General features: G+C 59.5%; 19 protein-coding genes. 16 read left to right on the top strand and 3 right to left on the bottom strand.

The window, feature by feature from the left end; all coding sequences use genetic code 11:
- The first annotated feature begins 2 nt into the window (after nt 1-2).
- The 16 genes from lnt (at nt 3) to B4F73_RS02410 (ending at nt 15,729) form a co-directional block, all read left to right on the top strand.
- Entirely contained in the window at nt 3-1,646 is a 1,644-nt protein-coding gene (gene lnt / locus B4F73_RS02335) for an apolipoprotein N-acyltransferase (protein WP_034817388.1), read from the top strand.
- 36 nt (nt 1,647-1,682) lie between these two features.
- On the top strand, nt 1,683-2,108 hold the full coding sequence (locus B4F73_RS02340) for a helix-turn-helix domain-containing protein (protein WP_206991866.1): 426 nt from the start codon (nt 1,683-1,685) through the stop codon (nt 2,106-2,108).
- A 33-nt stretch (nt 2,109-2,141) separates the two neighbouring features.
- The gene (gene trmB / locus B4F73_RS02345; protein ID WP_206991867.1) at nt 2,142-2,840 is read left to right on the top strand and encodes a tRNA (guanosine(46)-N7)-methyltransferase TrmB; all 699 of its coding nucleotides are present in this window, start codon (nt 2,142-2,144) and stop codon (nt 2,838-2,840) included.
- Between the two features lie 185 nt (nt 2,841-3,025).
- On the top strand, nt 3,026-3,235 hold the full coding sequence (locus B4F73_RS02350; protein ID WP_034817395.1) for a cold-shock protein: 210 nt from the start codon (nt 3,026-3,028) through the stop codon (nt 3,233-3,235).
- Between the two features lie 192 nt (nt 3,236-3,427).
- Nucleotides 3,428-4,027 (top strand): ribosome maturation factor RimP, encoded by a 600-nt coding sequence (gene rimP / locus B4F73_RS02355; protein WP_290480369.1) that lies wholly within the window; start codon nt 3,428-3,430, stop codon nt 4,025-4,027.
- Nucleotides 4,024-5,793, top strand: coding sequence for a transcription termination factor NusA (nusA, locus tag B4F73_RS02360; RefSeq protein ID WP_206991869.1), 1,770 nt, complete (start codon nt 4,024-4,026; stop codon nt 5,791-5,793). Before rimP ends, nusA begins: the two co-directional genes overlap by 4 nt.
- Complete coding sequence (locus tag B4F73_RS02365; protein WP_242517437.1) at nt 5,765-6,442, top strand: RNA-binding protein; 678 nt, start codon at nt 5,765-5,767, stop codon at nt 6,440-6,442. Before nusA ends, B4F73_RS02365 begins: the two co-directional genes overlap by 29 nt.
- Before the next feature lie 60 nt (nt 6,443-6,502).
- A complete protein-coding gene (gene infB / locus B4F73_RS02370; protein ID WP_290480370.1) occupies nt 6,503-9,058 on the top strand; it encodes a translation initiation factor IF-2 in 2,556 nt (851 codons plus the stop codon).
- Between the two features lie 11 nt (nt 9,059-9,069).
- Nucleotides 9,070-9,597, top strand: coding sequence for a YcxB family protein (locus tag B4F73_RS02375; protein WP_206991871.1), 528 nt, complete (start codon nt 9,070-9,072; stop codon nt 9,595-9,597).
- Entirely contained in the window at nt 9,597-10,001 is a 405-nt protein-coding gene (gene rbfA / locus B4F73_RS02380; RefSeq protein ID WP_206991872.1) for a 30S ribosome-binding factor RbfA, read from the top strand. Before B4F73_RS02375 ends, rbfA begins: the two co-directional genes overlap by 1 nt.
- Nucleotides 10,002-10,092: 91 nt before the next feature.
- Nucleotides 10,093-10,740, top strand: coding sequence for a hypothetical protein (locus B4F73_RS02385; protein WP_206991873.1), 648 nt, complete (start codon nt 10,093-10,095; stop codon nt 10,738-10,740).
- A gap of 136 nt (nt 10,741-10,876) precedes the next feature.
- Complete coding sequence (gene truB / locus B4F73_RS02390) at nt 10,877-11,818, top strand: tRNA pseudouridine(55) synthase TruB (RefSeq protein ID WP_206991874.1); 942 nt, start codon at nt 10,877-10,879, stop codon at nt 11,816-11,818.
- A gap of 233 nt (nt 11,819-12,051) precedes the next feature.
- The gene (locus B4F73_RS02395) at nt 12,052-12,183 is read left to right on the top strand and encodes a hypothetical protein (RefSeq protein ID WP_255342031.1); all 132 of its coding nucleotides are present in this window, start codon (nt 12,052-12,054) and stop codon (nt 12,181-12,183) included.
- An 83-nt stretch (nt 12,184-12,266) separates the two neighbouring features.
- The gene (locus B4F73_RS02400; RefSeq protein ID WP_290482420.1) at nt 12,267-13,262 is read left to right on the top strand and encodes an aKG-HExxH-type peptide beta-hydroxylase; all 996 of its coding nucleotides are present in this window, start codon (nt 12,267-12,269) and stop codon (nt 13,260-13,262) included.
- Between the two features lie 31 nt (nt 13,263-13,293).
- Nucleotides 13,294-14,742, top strand: coding sequence for an oligosaccharide flippase family protein (locus B4F73_RS02405; protein WP_290482421.1), 1,449 nt, complete (start codon nt 13,294-13,296; stop codon nt 14,740-14,742).
- Nucleotides 14,743-14,766: 24 nt separating this feature from the next.
- Nucleotides 14,767-15,729, top strand: coding sequence for a hypothetical protein (locus tag B4F73_RS02410; RefSeq protein ID WP_206991877.1), 963 nt, complete (start codon nt 14,767-14,769; stop codon nt 15,727-15,729).
- On the opposite strand, the gene B4F73_RS02415 is transcribed toward B4F73_RS02410, so the two are convergent.
- The 3 genes from B4F73_RS02415 to B4F73_RS02425 form a co-directional block, all read right to left on the bottom strand.
- The gene (locus B4F73_RS02415) at nt 15,730-16,923 is read right to left on the bottom strand and encodes an NAD(P)/FAD-dependent oxidoreductase (protein WP_290482422.1); all 1,194 of its coding nucleotides are present in this window, start codon (nt 16,921-16,923) and stop codon (nt 15,730-15,732) included.
- Nucleotides 16,924-16,971: 48 nt separating this feature from the next.
- The gene (locus B4F73_RS02420) at nt 16,972-17,526 is read right to left on the bottom strand and encodes a hypothetical protein (protein WP_206991879.1); all 555 of its coding nucleotides are present in this window, start codon (nt 17,524-17,526) and stop codon (nt 16,972-16,974) included.
- A gap of 351 nt (nt 17,527-17,877) precedes the next feature.
- On the bottom strand, nt 17,878-18,451 hold a 574-nt coding region (locus B4F73_RS02425; RefSeq protein ID WP_290482423.1), incomplete at its 5' end, for a GNAT family N-acetyltransferase.

Here is an 18,451-nt window from a genome sequence, read left to right on the forward strand (position 1 = left end):
TCATGACTCATCCGGTGCGAAGCCACGGGTTCACAGCGCTTGGGCCCCTGCATGAAGCCTTCGCCCGCCTGACCGGCTGGCCGGCAGTGATCACCAGCTTGTTGCTGGGCGCTTTTTCGGCGGTTGCATTTGCGCCGTTTCATTTCAGCGTAGTCTTGGTGATTTCATTCACCGGTCTGATCTGGATGCTGGATGGTGCCCGCAGTCACCGTAAATGGGGCAAGGCAATCTTCCTGCGCAGTTGGGCTTTTGGCGCCGGATTTTTCCTGATCAGCATGCATTGGACGGCGGCACCTTTCCTGGTTGAGCCGGAAAAGCACGCCATTTTCCTGTGGATGCCGCTGATCCTGTTGCCGGGTGGGATGGCGATCATCTGGGGCGTGTTCGGCGCGATGGCGGGCGCATTCTGGTCTTCCTCACCCTCACGCATTTTCATTTTCGCGCTATTCTTTGCACTCGCCGAGTTCGTGCGCGGTCATCTGTTCGGCGGGTTTCCGTGGAACTTGCCCGGTACGACCTGGATTCCGGGCGGCGCCTTGTCCCAGACGGCGTCGATTGGAGGGGTCTACTGGCTGACGCTGTTGACGGTGTTCATCATGTCGGCGCCGGCCGCGCTTGTGGACACGCGAGAGTCCCGCCAATTGGCGGTGCGTATGGCGCCGTCCTTTGCCGCCGCGATCCTGATCGCGCTCGGCTGGACCTGGGGCGCCCAACGCATTGCCCAACCCTCCGCCCAGTCAGATCAGTTTGTCGTGCTGATGGATTCGGGTGTACCCCAGAGCGAGAAATGGGAGATCGGTCCCGATCCGATCCTGATCGAATATTTGCGCATGCTGTCGACGCAGGAAGGGGAGGCGGGCGATATTGTCCTCTGGCCGGAAGGGGCGTTGCCGACCACCTTGTTGCAGGATGCGAACGCCCTCGACGCTGTGGGCGCGTATCTTGGCCCCCGCAAGCTGATCGCTGGCACAACCCGGTACGAGATCACCGGCAAGGACATGCGCGATTATTATAACAGCCTGACCGTGATCGATGAGAATGCGATCCGCTCCGGCCCTGTGGCGCTGTACGACAAACATCGCCTGGTGCCTTTTGGAGAGCTGCCGGCCACGCGCATCATTCCGTTCGGGCAGGCCATGTCCGGCATCTTGCCGGGCGCAATACAGCGCATGGCCAGTGACGGGTTCCGGCCCGGCCTTGGCCCGGCAGTCATCTATGCCGATGACATTCCGCCTTTCGTCGCGATGATCTGCTATGAGGGGCTCTATCCGTCGATCCCGCGAAACGCCAATTTGGGGGCGCGGGCGGACTGGCTGGTCCTGATTTCGAACGATGCCTGGTTTGGGGGTGGCATGGGCCCGGCCCAGCACTATGCGCAAAACCGGTATCGATCGATCGAGACAGGCTTGCCCATGGCACGTGTTGCCAGCCGGGGGGCGTCGGCCATTGTCGATGGTTTGGGCAGGGAAGTGCTGCGTGCGGCGCCGGTCGCAGACGCCCCGAGTGGGTGGAATACCAGCTTTGGCCGTGGACGACTTCCATTGCCCGAGCCTGTTACCCTGTTCCAGACCCGGATTGGCCTAATCCTGTTCTGGCTGTCCCTGTTCCTGTTCGTCGGACTGGCCTTCCTTACGTGGCGAAGATAGAAAAAGTACAAGCGACATACAGAAACAGGGGGGGACATGGCCGACAACAAGCTACCCAGCGGTATTGATCGCGTCGTCGGCCAGCGCATCCGGTGGCGGCGCAAGGAGCTGAAACTGACCCAGGAAAAGCTGGGAGAGCTGCTCGGCCTGACCTTTCAACAGGTCCAGAAATACGAAAAGGGTGTGAACCGTGTATCCGCGGGGCGCCTGTTTGAGATGTCCACCGCCATGGGTGTCCCCATCACCTACTTCTTTGACGGGGCAGAGACCTTTCTCGATCATGATGCCGCGTATGTCGCTGAAGACGGCGACGCGATCCATGCGCCTGTGATGACGTCGGAAATCCTGGACCTGATTGCCGCCTTCCAGAAGATCGAAGACCAGTCGCTGCGCAAATCCCTGCTTGGAACCATTCAGGCCGCTGCAACCGCGTTTGACGGAAAGCAGCAGGACGAGGATTGATCCCCTTCGATCACTGAGGCATCAGACGCCGCGATGACCGACGATACCCCTTCCTTGAAATCACGCCCATTGCGCACGTTTGGCCGAACGGGTGGGCGGGCGCTATCCGCACGCCAGCAGGACCTGATCGACAATCTCCTGCCTGAGCTGGAAGTCCCGTCGGCGGATCCGGGCACGTTGAATCCGTCAGACATGTTCGGGGATGATCGCGACATCTGGCTGGAGATAGGCTTCGGGGGCGGGGAGCATCTTGTTGGTCAGGCCGGATTGCACCCGGAAGTTGGGTTCATCGGCTGTGAGCCCTTCGTGGAGGGCATGGCCAAGGCGCTGACGGGTATCAAGGATCATGACCTCGGCAATGTTCGGCTCGTCATGGACGATGCGCGGCCGGTTATGGCGGCGCTGAAGGATCAGAGCATTGCGCGCGCCTTTATCCTTTTCCCGGATCCGTGGCCGAAAAAGCGGCAGCAAAAGCGCCGCCTGATCCAGCCGGAATTTCTGGATGAACTGTATCGTATCTGTCGTCCCGGCGCGCAGATCCGGTTCGCGACTGACGTCAAGAGCTATGCTGACGAAGCGCTTGCCCGGTTTCTGGAACATGGAGGATTCGACTGGGGGGTGAACTGTGCCGATGATTGGCGGCGTCCGCCAGAAGATCACCTCACAACGCGCTATGAGCGCAAGAAATTGGGCGATTGCGCCCCGGTTTGGCTGGACTTCGTTCGCAGCTGACACAAGACATTCACTTGACCGATTGTCGCACCCATGCGTTTATATTGCCATCGAATTCGGTCGGTCTGAAACTTCAAGACCCCGTCAGACCGGCGGCCATGACTTTCTTCCTACCCGTTTCGATAAGTGGATCTGGTTCAAATCCGAACCGGGACGCTTCTATCTAACGTAAAGGACTACAAGTAATGGCAACTGGCAAAGTGAAATGGTTCAACGACCAGAAGGGCTTTGGCTTCATCAAACCTGATGAGGGCGGCGCGGACGTTTTTGTACACATTTCGGCCGTTGAGCGCTCCGGCCTGCGTACGCTGGCTGAAGACCAGGCAGTATCTTACGAACTCTTCAAGGACGAACGCCGTGGCAAGACCTCGGCTGTGGACCTGAAGGTTCTGTAAGCACGAATTACCCTTTCTGGGTTCAAGGCGGCGGTTCCGGCAACGGGACCGCCGTTTTTCCATGCTTACCGCACCCCATCTCTCGACAGGCCGCACTGCAGGGAGTATATGCACTCCCAAGTCGAAACATATCGGCGGCGGTTCCGGCAACGGGGCCGCCGCTTTTCTTTACCGGAATAGTCCCTTTCTCCGATGATTGCCCTGACCGAACAGGAACGCCAGATTCTCGCGCTCGTCACGCCCGTGGCCGAGTCGCTTGGCATGGAAATCGTTCGCCTGCGCGTGCAGGGCGGGCGGCGCCCACAGCTGCAGATCATGGCAGAGCGCGCCGGCGGCGCCCCAACCAATGTCGAGGATTGCGCCAGCTTGTCGCGCGCAATCGCGCCCCTGATGGATGAGGCTGACCCGATCAGCGAGGCCTACACGCTGGAAGTGTCCACGCCTGGCATCGACCGTCCCCTGACGCGGGAAGGGGATTTCGGGCGCTGGATTGGCCATGCGGCGAAGATTGAACTGTCCCGGCCGATTGATGGCCGTCGGCGGTTTTCCGGTGTGATCCGGGGCGAGGGCGAGGATGGCGCGCATATCGAGCTGGACGACGAGACTGAACTCGTTGCCCATGTCCATGAGATGAGCCGCGCCAGCCTGATCCTGACCGACGAATTGATTGATGCAGCGCGCGCGGCTGGCACCCTGCCGCCGCAGCCAGACGAAGACGACCTTGGCGATCTGGAGATCGACGAGACGGACGAAGACACCGATACAAACGAAGAGACGGGAGACGTCACATGAACACCATCGGCGTTTCAGCCAACAGGCTGGAAATCCTGCAGATCGCGAAAGCGGTCGCCGAAGAGAAGGCAATTGATCAGTCGATTGTCATCGAGGCCATGCAGGAAGCAATCGAGAAGGCCGCAAAAGCGAAATACGGCCAGGAGCACGACATTCGTGCGAAGATCGATTCTGTGACAGGCGAGCAGACGCTGTGGCGCATCCAGACCGTTGTGGCGGACGAGGAGTTCGAGGACGAGTCCAAGGAACTGCGCCTGTCCGAGGCCAAGAAGATTGATGAGAACCTGGTGGCAGGTGACGAGCTGAAGGAAGAGCTTCCGCCTTTCGATTTCGGCCGTGTTGCTGCCCAGACGGCCAAACAGGTCATCATGCAGAAGGTTCGCGATGCCGAACGCGAGCGCCAGTACAATGAGTACAAGGACCGTGTCGGCGAAGTCATCTCCGGTGTCGTCAAGCGCGTCGAATATGGCCATGTCATCGTGGACCTCGGCCGCGCCGAAGGCATTATCCGTCGCAATGACGGTATCCCGCGCGAGAACTTCCAGACCAATGACCGTGTCCGCGCCTATCTCTACAAGGTGAGCCGCGAGACCAAGGGTCCGCAAATCTTCCTGTCCCGCTCTGCGCCTGACTTCATGGTCAAGCTGTTCGCTCAGGAAGTGCCGGAAGTTTATGAGGGCGTGATCGAGATCAAGGCCTGCTCGCGCGATGCGGGCAGCCGCGCCAAGATCGGCGTGATCTCCAATGATTCCTCCATCGACCCGGTCGGGGCCTGTGTCGGTATGCGCGGTGCGCGTGTGCAGGCTGTGGTCGGCGAACTGTCGGGTGAGAAGATCGACATCATTCCCTGGAACTATGACGATGCGACCTTCATCGTGAACGCCCTGCAGCCGGCCGAAGTGTCGAAAGTGGTGCTGGACGAAGAAGAGCGCCGCGTTGAAGTCGTGGTGGCTGATGATCAGTTCCCGCTGGCCATTGGCCGTCGGGGCCAGAACGTGCGTCTCGCTTCCCAGCTCACCGGCTGGCAGATCGACCTCGTGACCGAGAGCGCCGATTCCGAGCGTTACCAGCGCGAGTTCCAGGAGCGTACCGACCTCTTCATGAAGGCGCTTGATGCCGACGAAACGCTGGCCCAGCTGCTGGCGTCCGAAGGCTTCGAGACGGTCGAAGAGATCGCCTATGTTGCGCCGGAAGACTTCATCACGATTGAGGGCTTTGACGCTGACGTGGCGGAAGAGCTTCAGGAGCGCGCCCGGGAATTCCTTGACCGTCTTGCCGCTGAGAATGATGCCAAGCGCAAGGAACTCGGTGTTGAGGACCCTGTGATGGAATTGGAAGGCATGACGCCTTCCTTCGCGGTCCGCCTCGGCGAAGAGGGTGTTCAGACGCTGGACGATGTGGCGGGTCTTGTGCCGGACGACATCACCGGTTGGCGTGAGCCCGGCCCTGACGGCAAGCCGGTCTGGGTCGAAGGTGTTCTGAAGAAGGGCGAGATGCGCAAGGATGACGCGCAGATGTTCATCATGCGCGCACGGGTTGCCGCAGGGTGGATCGAGCCGGACGCCATTGAGCAGATGCTGGCCGAGAAAGCCGAAGAAGAAGCCCCTGAACTTACCGAGGAGGAGCGTGCGCTCCTGGCACTTGGTGAACTGGGTAACAACCCATCACCGGATGCGGTGGACGAAGCTCTTGAAGAGCTCGAGTTTGATCTCGATGCCCTGGCAGCGGAGGGCGGTGATGATGAAGAGGCCGCACCGCAAGAGTGAAGCGCGGGTAACCGCTACTGAAGGTCGTGTTGCGGACGGGGAGGGCCCCGTCCGGCAATGCGCCGTAACCCGGGAAAAGCTTCCGCAGGATGCGATGGTGCGATTTGCGCTGTCGCCAGACAATGTCGTGACCCCGGATATTTCAGGCAAGTTGCCTGGCCGTGGCGTCTGGGTCCATTCGGACCGTGAGACGTTGGAAACGGCCGTGAAGAAGGGCGCCTTTGCGCGCGGCTTCAAGCAACAGGTCATTGTCCCGGAAGGACTTTCTGGCACTGTAGAGACTTTGCTGTTGCAGAGGCTGACCGGCCTGCTGGGCATGGGGAAGAAAGCAGGGGATATCGTGCTTGGCTTTGACCAGGTGCGAGATGCGTTGCAGAAGAAGCGGCCTGGCTTGCTTCTGGAAGCCGCTGATGGTGCAGAAGATGGCCGTTCAAAGGTGTATTTCCTCGCCAAAGCATTATATAGCAACGTGAAAATGGCCGGTGCGCTCAGTTCAGAGGAATTGGGCGTGGCTTTTGGACGTGAGCGTGTGATACACGGTCTCGTCCGCAAGGGTCCAATTGCGAAGGCGACAGAGCTTGCTTATCAGCGGCTAGCCGGATTTCGAGCAAGGCCCGAACTGGACTGGTTCCCGGATCAGGATCGGTAGCGGAAAACAAGGCCGAGGCGCATGGGCGCGGATCGGTAAGAAACGTGGTATGAAGAACGTATGAGCGATACGAAAGACACTGGTGGTAATACGGGCGGACGCAAGCCGCTCACTGTTGCACGGAAGTCATCCGGCACGGTGAAGCAGAGCTTCAGTCATGGCCGCTCCAAGCAGGTGGTTGTTGAAACCAAGAAGCGCCGGTCTGTAGGACCGAGCGGTTCGGCTGCTGCGCCAGGTGGTGATGCTTCGAAAGCGGCTTCAGACTCCCTCGAAGCTCGCCTCGTCGCGACCGCCAAGAAGCTTGGTATCACGGTCAATGAGCTGAAAGCCCGCCAGAAAGCGCTGTATGAGCGCAAACAGGAAGAGGCCAGCCGCGCCAAGGAAGAGCAGACCCAAAAGGCTGCTCAGGATCGCTTGCGCTCGGAGCAGGAAAAGAAGATCCAGGAAGTAAAAGAACGCGAAGAGGCTGAAGCTCGCCGCAAGGCTGAGGAAGAAGCCCGCAAGGTCGAGGAAGCCGCCGCGAAGGAACGTGCGGATCGCGCGCCCAAGGCTCGCGGGAAGACGGATGCAGCCGCGCCAGCGGCGACCCCACCCGTTGATGACAGCCCGGCACGTGCCAAGCGCGGCAAGTCCGGTCGTGATGACCGTGATCGTGCCAGCCGCGACTCACAGAACCGCGGTTCGCGCGGTGGCGGTGGTGGCGGCGAACGTCGCCGTGGCAAGTTGACGATTTCTTCTGCGCTCGGTGATGACGCTGATCGTCAACGCTCGCTCGCCTCGCTGCGCCGCGCTCGGGAGCGTGAACGTGAGCGCCGTACAGGCGGTAATGACCAGCGCGAAAAGATGTCCGTTGAGGTCACTCTACCAGAGACCATCACGTTGCAGGACCTTGCCCAACGCATGAACGAACGCGTCGGTGACGTTGTGAAGTTCATGATCCAGCAGGGTGAAATGCTCCGCGGGAACGACATTATCGATGCCGATACGGCTGAACTGATCGCCGAGGAATTCGGCCACACCGTGAAACGCGTGTCTGAAGCCGATGTCGAGATCGGCCTGGAAGGCGGCGAGGATGATGCGAAAGACCTGAAGCCGCGCGCGCCGATCGTGACGATCATGGGCCATGTCGATCACGGCAAGACGTCGCTTCTGGATGCCTTGCGCAAGACAGATGTTGTGGCAGGCGAAGCTGGCGGCATTACGCAGCATATCGGTGCCTATCAGGTGAAGCTGAAATCCGGTGACAAGATCACCTTCCTGGATACGCCGGGCCACGCAGCCTTCACGGCGATGCGTGCCCGCGGCGCGACCGCAACCGATATCGCAATTCTTGTGGTAGCAGCCGATGACTCGGTGATGCCGCAGACGATTGAATCCATCAATCATGCGAAGGCTGCTGGCGTTCCGATCATCGTCGCCGTCAACAAGAGCGACCTTCCGGATGCGAATGCCGACAAGGTGCTGACCGATTTGCTTCAGCATGATGTGCAGGTTGAAAGCATGGGTGGTTCGACCCAGGCCGTGAAAGTATCTGCGCTGACCGGCGCCGGACTGGACGAACTGACGGACGCCATCACGCTCCAGGCTGAACTTCTGGAATTGAAGGCCAATCCGGCCCGTCCTGCGGACGGTACCGTGATCGAAAGCCAACTCGACAAGGGTCGCGGCCCGGTCGCGACGGTTCTGGTCAAGCGCGGCACGCTCAAGCGGGGCGACATTGTTGTTGCCGGCGCTCAGTGGGGCAAGGTCCGTGCGCTCGTCGACGAGCGTGGCCAGCAATTGAAAGATGCCGGTCCGTCGCTTCCTGTCGAAGTGCTCGGCCTGGATGGCGCACCAGATCCGGGTGACCAGTTCGTTGTGGTCGATACCGAAGCGCGTGCCCGTGAAGTCACCGAGTATCGTGTACGCCAGAAGCGTCAGGTCTCCGGCAAGGCTGGCGCAGCCGCGCGGGCATCGCTCGATCAGCTGCTCAGCAAGTTGAAGGACGGGTCTGTCGAAACGTCGGAACTGCCGGTGGTCGTCAAAGGTGACGTCCAGGGTTCCGTCGAAGCGATCAGCCAGTCTCTGGACAAGATTTCGACCGACGAAGTCCGTGCACGGGTCATTCACGGTGCGGTCGGCGGTATTTCCGAAAGCGATGTTCTGCTCGCCCAGTCCTCCGAAGCTCCGATCTTTGCGTTCAATGTGCGAGCAAACAAGCAGGCGCGTGACCTCGCAGAGAAAGAAGGCGTCGAGATCCGCTATTATTCGGTGATCTACGACCTGATCGACGATGTGAAATCCACGCTGTCGGGCATGCTGGCCCCAGAGAAGCGCGAGACCTTCATCGGCTATGCCGAAATTCTGGAAGTCTTCAACATCACCAAAGTCGGCAAGGTTGCCGGTTGCCGTGTGTCCGAAGGCAAGGTTCTTCGCGGTTGTGGAGTTCGCCTGCTGCGGGATGATGTTGTCATCCATGAAGGCAAGCTGAAAACACTGAAGCGCTTCAAGGATGAAGTGACCGAGGTCAGCTCCGGCATGGAGTGCGGTATGGCGTTCGAGCGCTACGACGACATGCGTGTCGGCGACAAGATCGAGTGCTTCCAGGTTGAGGAAATCGCAAGGTCGCTTGAATAAGCCAGGAACGGATGATTGCGCCTGACCACATCTCCGGCCTTCTGGGTGAAAAAGACCAGAAGCGCCTGATCCGTCTTTCAAGGCGAGGCGCAGTCGGGCCGACCGCAATATATTATGCGGGCGTGACGGCACCCATCATATCGGCCAGCATGTCGGTCATGATGCGCAACGCGACCGAAATGGCCGGCCTCAGCCCATATTGGCAATGGTTCCTGTCGGCGCTTGTCGCCGCGTTTGCCGGGATTTCTTGGTATCTCATTTTCATTCGCTGGTCATACCGGTCTCCGGTCGATGTGTTTGGAGCCTCGCCTCTGGAAACCGAAATCAGTGTGATGGACGAATATCTGAAAGTCCGACGAGGCGGTATCGAAACCCGAATTGACTGGACCAGCGTTGCGGCCGTCAAATCCAGTCGCGGGTTCACATCGGTACAAATACAAGGCGCAGATGCGCTGATCATTCCCGACGAATGGTTCAACAAGGACAAGCAGGCGCGCCGCAATTTCGTGGAGCGCCTCAAACAGAAAGCAGGTGTCTGATGGCACGCAAATCATCCTCTCCGGGGCTTCCGAGCCAGCGCCAGTTGCGCGCAGGCGAACTTGTGCGTCATGCGATCTCGGACATTCTTGCCCGAGAAGACTTTCGCGACCCGGACCTTGTCGGCGTCATTGTGACAGTCGGAGAAGTGCGCTGCTCCCCCGACCTGCGCCATGCAAACATTTTTGTATCACCGCTGGGCAATGACAGCGAAGAGGGGCGTACCAAACTTGCGGAAGCCCTGAACCGCGCGGCGAGTTTCCTGAGAGGAAAACTTGGCCGGGAAATCGAGCTGAAATTCACGCCGCAGCTCCATTTCATTGCCGACAAATCCTATGATGAGGCGACCGCGATTGACCGCTTGCTGGCAGATCCTCGCGTGAGACGCGATCTGGACCAGGAATAGCATCTGGTCCGCTGTCTCTGGACAGGTTGTAAGTTGACTCGCCTGCACCAGATTGCGAGCGTTGATTGATCGCAATCAGGGGCCCGCACGGATGGATCGCCAGACGCTCGACATGGAAGGGGCTCGCCGGGGAGAGATTTCTGCGGCGTCGCTTCAGATGGGCGAAGACACGATCGCCATCCAATGCATAGCCACCATGTCCGTGGAGTCGAAGGAGTTTGCGCCATGGGAGACGCCCGCGAACAAGCGAACCCAGAGCCTTTATGCGTCCTTCTTCGTAATCAATCTGTTCTTCGGTCTGATGGCGCTCGCCTGGGGCGGCCTGTTTCCGGGGAACGGCTCCAGCATGGTCGCGCTGTTGGTGGGCGGCGTGCTGACGTTGCTGGGGTTTATCCTTGGCATTCGCGCGGCGTTGATCGCGCGTCGCATGAAGACGCGCCAGCCTTATTACCGGCTCGTGATCGGCGCATCGGATGGGCGGCAGATCCCGCTGGTGGATAATAATCGTGACGTGTTGATGCGTATTCGGGACGTTGTCCGTCACAAGATGGATTCCGGTGAGCGTGCCATCCGCGGCGAGTTTGATCTCGATCTGGATCTTGTGGACCTCAGCTTGCCGACCGAGCCACAAAAGACGATTGCGTCGCCAAGAGAGCCGGTCGTTCCGGCTGGACCCTCCGAGACCGAAACCGAGGTCTTGTTCGATCATGATCCCGAGATCGTCCGCGACGCTTCCTGACCTCCATTGTCGCAGGGCTGGCCGCACTGGCTTGACGCACATGAGCGGGCTGCGTATGGCCGCGCCTTAATCCTTTTCCGACACACCGCCGCCCGCGTTCGAACCGCGTGCTGGCGCAACCAGAGAGTTCTGAAACTTGGCCCGTCAAAGAAAGCGCAAAGGCGACCCGATCAACGGGTGGCTCAACCTGTTCAAACCTGTCGATATCACATCAACTCAGGCCGTCGCGATCCTGAAGCGGAAGTATAATGCTCAAAAAGTTGGCCATGGCGGGACACTGGACCCGCTGGCCGACGGTATCCTGCCAATTGCTTTCGGCGAGGCGACCAAGACGGTGCAGTGGGCGATGGATGCCCAGAAGGAATATGTCTTTACCATTCGCTGGGGCATCTCGACGGAAAGTCAGGATGCCGAAGGCGAAGTGACCGCCACATCCGAAGCGCGACCAAGGCGGGAACAGGTGGAAGAACTTCTGAAAGGCTACCTGGGGACCATTGAGCAGGTGCCGCCGAAATTCTCTGCGATCAAGGTAGATGGCCAGCGGGCCTATGACCTCGCACGGGAAGGGGAGGAGTTCGAACTTACCTCGCGCGAAGTCGACGTGTTCACGGCCAGTGTGATTGGTATGCCGGACGCAGACCATACCGTGATCCATGTCACGTCGGGCAAGGGCTTCTATGTCCGCGCCATGGCACGGGACCTGGCATTTGATCTCGAATGCGAAGGCCATATCAGTCAGTTGCGGCGCACACGTGTCGGCCAGTTCGGCGCCCCTGCGGCGATCCCGCTGGCAATGATTGAGGAAGCTGAGAATATGGAAACCCTGATGGGGTTTCTTCAGCCGATCCATGCCATGCTCGAGAATGTGCCAAGTGTGGACATCACACGCGAGGAAGCAGGAAACATCCGCCACGGACGGACGATTGTTCTATTGCCGCACATAATTGAACGATGGAAGGAAGAATCGTCTGACGATCCAGACGACCGGGCAGCGATCGCCGTTTGCGACGGAAAAGCTGTGGCCTTGGGGGATGTCCGCGCCGGGCGTTTCGAGCCAAGTCGCGTATTTACGTCATAATTTCAGGCGTTTTACGAGTTTTTCAAGAACTGTGTCAGGTCTCTCTCAGCGCGGAGACGGGGCCCATTCCTGCGGGAATTCGTGAGATTCGTCCCATGCAGATGTACATCCATTAATGTGGCTATTTGATTCATTAATTTTTTCGCGCCTAGCGAGATTCTGCTGGAAAGTTGCACGGAATCTGCAAGATGCGTAGTCCCGTCAATGACGGCGGGAAACAAGGGAGTACTCTTATGAATCTCAAGAAAGATATGCTCCTCGGCTTCAGCAACCTTCGTGACGCGAAAAACGACACGATGGTCGGCTGCAAGGGAGGTCGCAACAAACGCCGGCGCGGCGGAAGAAAATTCTTCAAGTTTTGGTAGTATACCAGCGCTAGCGAACGTGCACCGCCTCTCGCGAGGCGGTGCACATACTTAAACAGCGTATGCCGGGAGATTCGTTGAAAATGCCGTTCCGCTTCATTCCGAACTCCAGCGACGCCATCACGACCAATCAGGCCATGCATGATGGCCTGTATGACAGCCTTCGATATCTGGCAGGCGAACTGAGCGACAAAGCGCCGACACTGCCCGCTGCATTTGAAGCCTGGCGCGAGAAAATCGGACCAGCTCAGCGCGTATCATCAGCGGTATTCGGAACCTACTACGACGCTGTCGAAGCTCTCCAAGCCGGTGACACCGACACAGGTGTGGCGCTTATTCAGCGCATTCTAACGGAACATCCCGTGGCGCGGAGCACGAAGATCACTGTTCTGGGACGTGACTATACAGACGCTGACAGTCGCCGAATTCAAACTTTCATGGGCGCTCCCGAAACGGGCGCTGCAGGCGTAACTCGGCCAGACCCGTCGCAAGCCGACCGCTTCTCCGCGAAGCTGGAAGAGGCAATTGGCTGGATAGAGCACAACCTGCCCGAGTTGCACGATGAGATGAATGCACTGCTGGGGGAGTTGGTCCTGGTGGGGCCGGCGGAAGGCTCGCTCGAGTTTGAAGGCGGCACCTGTTTCCGCCTCTGGGGTGCAATTGCCCTGAATGCAGAGCGTAAGGCGTCTGTGGCCGATCTGATTGTCACACTGGCGCACGAGGAAGGCCATGCGGCCCTGTTCGGTGCCTGCAAGAATGAAATGCTTGTGGAAAATCCGGATTCAGAATTGTTCTGGTCGCCCATCCGCCGAACCGAACGCCCGCTGGAAGGTATTTTTCACGCATCGTTTGTATCTGCCCGGATGATTTGGGTGTTGAAGCACATGCTGGCTGGCGATGAATTCGGTTGGTTCGAGCGCCGCCGACTCAGGAAAATCCTGAAGGAAGCCGAAGCCATCCAGCGGGACTCTGCAGACATTGTCCGGCGCGAGGGACGTTTGACCGAGACGGGCAAGAGCGTGCTGCAGGCGATGACTGATTTCATGGATGGGTCAGGCAAGTTGCCGATTTCCGTCTGACATGACGGCCTCCTTCATCATACGCCGGGCCATGCGCAACCTTGTATGGATGTTCGCGCATTCCTGGGGCTCGGCGATCTTCGGCCTTGTCAGCTTCGCGATCATGGCGCGCATTCTGGGACCGGAGCCGTATGGCATCATGGCGCTCGCCAGTCTGATATTTGGCCTGGTGGGCATCTTTGTCGGCCCGCCTTTGACCGAAAGCCTGCAGCAACGAGAAGACCTCAGTGATGCACACCTGGATACGACCTTCTGGTTGAATTCAGGTCTGACGGTTCTGTTTTCCATCATCATCGCCTTGCTGGCAAAACCTCTCGCCAACCTGATCGGCGCTCCCGCCGTAGCGGATGTCCTGCCTGCGCTCAGCCTGCTCATGGTATTGGGTAGCGTTGAGGGGGTGCCTGGAGCACTGCTCCAGCGGCGTCTGGAAAATGATAAAGTGGTTTTGATCGAGACGGTTTCGGAAGTGGTCTCAACCGGCGCGGCACTTGTGTTGGCAATTCTCGGCTTCGGCGTTTGGGCGCTTGTCCTCAGTATGGCGGTTGGCACGGTGATCTCGGCAGCGGGCATCATCTATGCCGCGAAGTGGCGACCCGGATTTGCCGTGAGCCGGGACGCCTTTCGAGAATTGTTTGCGTTCAATCGCGATACCGTACTGACCTATCTGCTCGGCTATATTGATGATGCCATTCCGCGCTTCCTGCTCAGCATGATCGGCGGCGAACGCGCGGTCGGCCTGTTGGCGATGGCTGGCAATGTTTCCGGCATGCTGACGGAACTGTTGATGGGACCATTCAATGAGATCGCGATGAACGTGGTGGCGCGTCTGCAGTCCAGTCGCAAGACGGTGCATGATCTGCTGGACCGTGTATTCGCCATGACGACAGCAGCCATCTATCCGGCGACCCTGGGCCTTGCAATGGTGGCACCTTTGCTTGTGCCGCTTGTCGTGGGGGATGAATGGGTGGCGGCGGTGTTGCCGATACAGATTTTTCTTGTTCTGGGGATCCGGGACGCCACAGGCAATTTCAATATTGCGATCCTGAGGGGTGTAGGCGACAGCAAGTCTCCTCTGTTGATCCTTTCGATAGGTATCGTCCTCTTGGGCGCAATGGCGCCGTTCCTGATGCCATATGGTGTTGTCGGTATTGCGGCGCTGATCGCCCTGCGAACTTTTCTCACATGGCCGCTCTCGGCCTTGCTGGTGCAGCGAGCCGCAGGCTACTCGGCGCTGCACCAGCTGACCGTTGGCTGGCAGGCACTGCTCAGCGCGATCGGCATGGTCGGCGCGGTGTGGACAGTCCAGAAATTCCTGCCGAGTGAATGGTTCGATGTCGCCATCATTGCTGCAATGGTTGCGACTGGTATTGTGGCCTATGGTGCGCTCATGTTTTTGATTGGAGCGCGGCAAGTCAGGGAAATCCGGGAGGGGATGACCTGGTTCCGAAACCATCATGACAGCGTCGAAGACGCGATCTGAAATCTGACAGACGGGGACGAATAATTGATCTGCTTTATCACATCCGGATCGCACAAATACGCTGTGCGCGAGCTGCGCGACGTTCCCGGCATGCCGAAGATCGATCTGATGTCGTACAACCAATTGCTTCGCAAGAAGTCCTTGCCTCGCGCCACCTACGTCTTCACCGATTTTGACCGCATTGATTTCTGGACGCGCGAACTGGCCGCCAAAGCCTATCGCTGCCTCACGGCCAACAATGCAAGGGCGCTGAATGATCCGGCCAGCGCGCGCACCCGGTTGCCCATGCTCAAGAAACTCCAGGGCGAAGGCCTGAACAGCTTTTCGGTATGGGACGCGGAGATGGATGGCTTGCCGGATCGGTATCCGGTATTCCTGCGCACACGCGCGGCGCATCGCGGTACGCAGACCGAATTGCTGACGACACCGGAAGAGGCTCGGTCTGCGCTCGACGAACTCGTCAGATCGGGGCTTTGCCTGTCAGATCTGATGTTTGTGGAATATTGCGCCGAGCCTATTGAGGATGGCTTGTTCCGCAAGCTTGCCGCGTATTGCGTGGGCGATGAAGTCATAACCGGAATGTCCGTCCACGATGAAAACTGGCACGCCAAGTATGGCAAGGAAGGTGTGGCGAGTGAGGCGCACTATCTCGACGAGATGCAGGCGGTGAAGGAAAACCGCCATGCTGCGGGGATTGCCGGGCATTTCAAGGCAGCAGGCATTTCCTTCGGACGGGCGGATTTCACGCTGGTGAAGGGAAAGGTCGAGGTCTACGAAATCAATACGAACCCGAACAATTCGCTGATTTTGGACCATCCATTCCCCTTGCGGGTTGAGACAGACGCCTTGTTCCATCAGCGTCTGGCCGAGGCGATGCGGGCCATTGATACGGAAACAGGTGGTGATCCCATCTTGATGGACCATCCAGACCTGGTCTCCCAGCGCAAGCGCGATGGCTATTTGACACGGCCGCGCTGGACTCCTTGATCACAGCATTGCGGCGGCGTGTGCACTGGCCCAGGCCCATTGGAAATTATAGCCACCCAGCCAGCCGGTAACGTCCACGCATTCTCCAATGAAATGCAGGCCCGGAACATGGCGGCTTTCCATCGTCTTCTGGTCCAGGCCGTCAGTGGCGATGCCGCCCACGGTGACTTCGGCGGTGCGATAGCCTTCCGTGCCCATTGGGGTCACGCGCCAATCCTTGAGGAAGGCTGCGAATTCGTCGATGGCGACGTGGGAGAGGTCGGCCAGCCGGGCATCTTGTGCGATCGGGCCGAGATCTGCGATCAGGTCGGCGAGGCGGGCAGGGAAGTGGGCTTCCAATGCCTTGGCGAGCGTCTGTTTCGGCGCAGCCTGCTTGGCGGCGCGCAGGGCATCGCCCAGATCTGCCTTCGTCAGCAGGCTGAGGGACAGGGGGTCGCCCTGATGCCAGTAAGAGGAGGTTTGGAGCGCTGCAGGGCCCGAGAGGCCGCGATGGGTGAAGAGCAGGTCTTCATCAAAGCGCGCGCCGGGGACGCTGGCGAGCACGGGGGTAGCGACGCCGGAGATCGAGGCGAATTTTTCGCCCAGCTCACCCGAAAAGGTGAAGGGGACAAGGCCGGGCCGCGTTTCCACGATGTCATGCCCGAACTGGCGGGCGATGTCATAGGCCAGGCCGGTCGCGCCCATTTTGGGAATGGAAAGCCCGCCTGTGGCCACGATGAGCCGCTCTGCGCTGGCCGCGCCGCTGCTGGTCTCGACCGTGAACCGTCCATCCGTATGGGTCACGCCAGAAACTTCTGTGGAGAGGCGGATCTCCGCGTCGCCCTTGTCGCATTCGTCCAGCAGCATCTGGATGATGGCGCCGGATTTCTGGTCACAGAAAAGCTGGCCCTTGTGCTTTTCGGTATAGGTCAGGCCGTGGGCGGCCATGAGGGAAATGAAATCCCAGGCCGTGTAGCGGGCCAGCGCCGATTTCGCGAAATGCGGGTTCTGGCTGAGAAAGCGGTCGGCGCGCGTTTCGAGATTGGTGAAATTGCAGCGTCCGCCGCCAGAGATGCGCACCTTGTCGGCGGGGCGTTTTGCATGGTCGATCACCAATACGCGCCGTCCGCGTTGACCGGCAAGGCCCGCATGGAACAGGCCCGCCGCGCCCGCGCCCAGGACAATTGTTTCATAGGATGTCGGCGCATTTGGCATGCGCGGGCTTTAGCGGGTTTGGACTGCGCGGGCTAGGCAGGCAACTGTCTACTCTGTCGCCGGAGGGAGAACAGCACCGCCAGCGGGCCAGTCTGTATCGCCCGTACGTGTGACTTCCATGCGGAATATTTCCATCGGGTCTCCGCTGGCTGGATGGTAGTGGCCGATTTCGGTCCAGACATCACCGTCCAGGGTCGCGACATATTTGACTTCGGCCTCCGGGCCAGCAGGGATGGTCCAAATGAACCCGGTCTCGGTTGGCACCAGTTTGAAAGACCCGGTTCGATCGGGCAGATAGCTGTTCATGTCGCAGGCCTCGGCGTCTTCGGAACAGGACACGACAGCGAAGGCGTTGAAGGCCAGTGAGCCGTCGTCGCGATAGCCGCGCCCTTCGATCACCGCGATCGCGCCGTCCAGCATGAGACCGACACGCTCTGTCTGTGTGACAGTATAGGGCTGCCTGGCCTCGTCATAGCCGCTCGCCGTGCCCACCCATGTGCCATAGAATGGGGTGAGCGGATGGGCAGGGGCGGCGGCCTCTTGCGCCAGTGCACCAAGGGCGAGGGCGAAGGTCGCCGCGGTGAGGGAGAGCGTGCGGACCATGACAAGTTTCCTTTTTGCAGAATACTTTGAAAAGCAAAGTGAATGGTCAAGAGACCTGTGTCAAGTTTGGCGTGAGTGGAATAGTGGGACGCGAGAAGTCACGGCCCATGCGCAAGGCGAACTGGCGCGGGCCATCCGGGTCTCTCATGGTCAAGCACAAGCCCTGCGTTTGCGCTTGGGCCTTCTCGGGTAAATCGCCGTGCGATTTGTGCTCCCTCGAAGAGCAACCTCTCGCTCACAAAGACCGTATCCCCGGCGCATGCCGGGGTCGCCTGCAGAAACTAAGCTGAGCCAGCCGCGCGAGACTCCGGCATGCGCCGGAGAGGCGGGGATGACAGGAAGGGACGTGCCTCAGACCGGCCTTGCATAATAGGCGACGGCATAGTCCGGCGTGTAGCGTTTCTCGCCAACACGGACGAAGCCCATACGGGCGTGGAATCTGTGCGAGCCCGGATTGTCCGGGTCTGTGTTCACTTCCGCGCCGAGCCATTGGCGGCCGCTGGCGATATCGAAGGCGGCCTCATAGAGGCGTTGGCCGAGGCCCTGTCCGCGCGCGGCCTCTGATATGGCAATGCGGTCGACATAGAGCAGGTCGCAGCCTTGCTCTGCCTGCCACGCTTCGAACCAACGGAGATTGGCGCTCTCATAGGCCAGCGTGCCGGGCTCGATCAGATTGATGAAGCCAAGCGGCGCGCCGCCCTCATCTGTCGCGACGAGGCAAGTGGCCAGATCAATCCAGCGCTTCAGGCCGTCTGCCGTTGCCTCATGCCCCACACCGGGCGTCGAGGCCTGGTTGATCGCGTAGAGGGCAGGGAGGTCAGTGGGGGTGTAGTGACGGATGGGCATCCCATTGAAGTGCAACATTTCTAGAGTGCTGTCAGCAAGCCACATAGATAAATACAGCAACGCATCATCTACCTCCATT

This window comes from Hyphomonas sp. UBA3601, assembly GCF_002375605.1.
GTDB lineage: Bacteria > Pseudomonadota > Alphaproteobacteria > Caulobacterales > Hyphomonadaceae > Hyphomonas.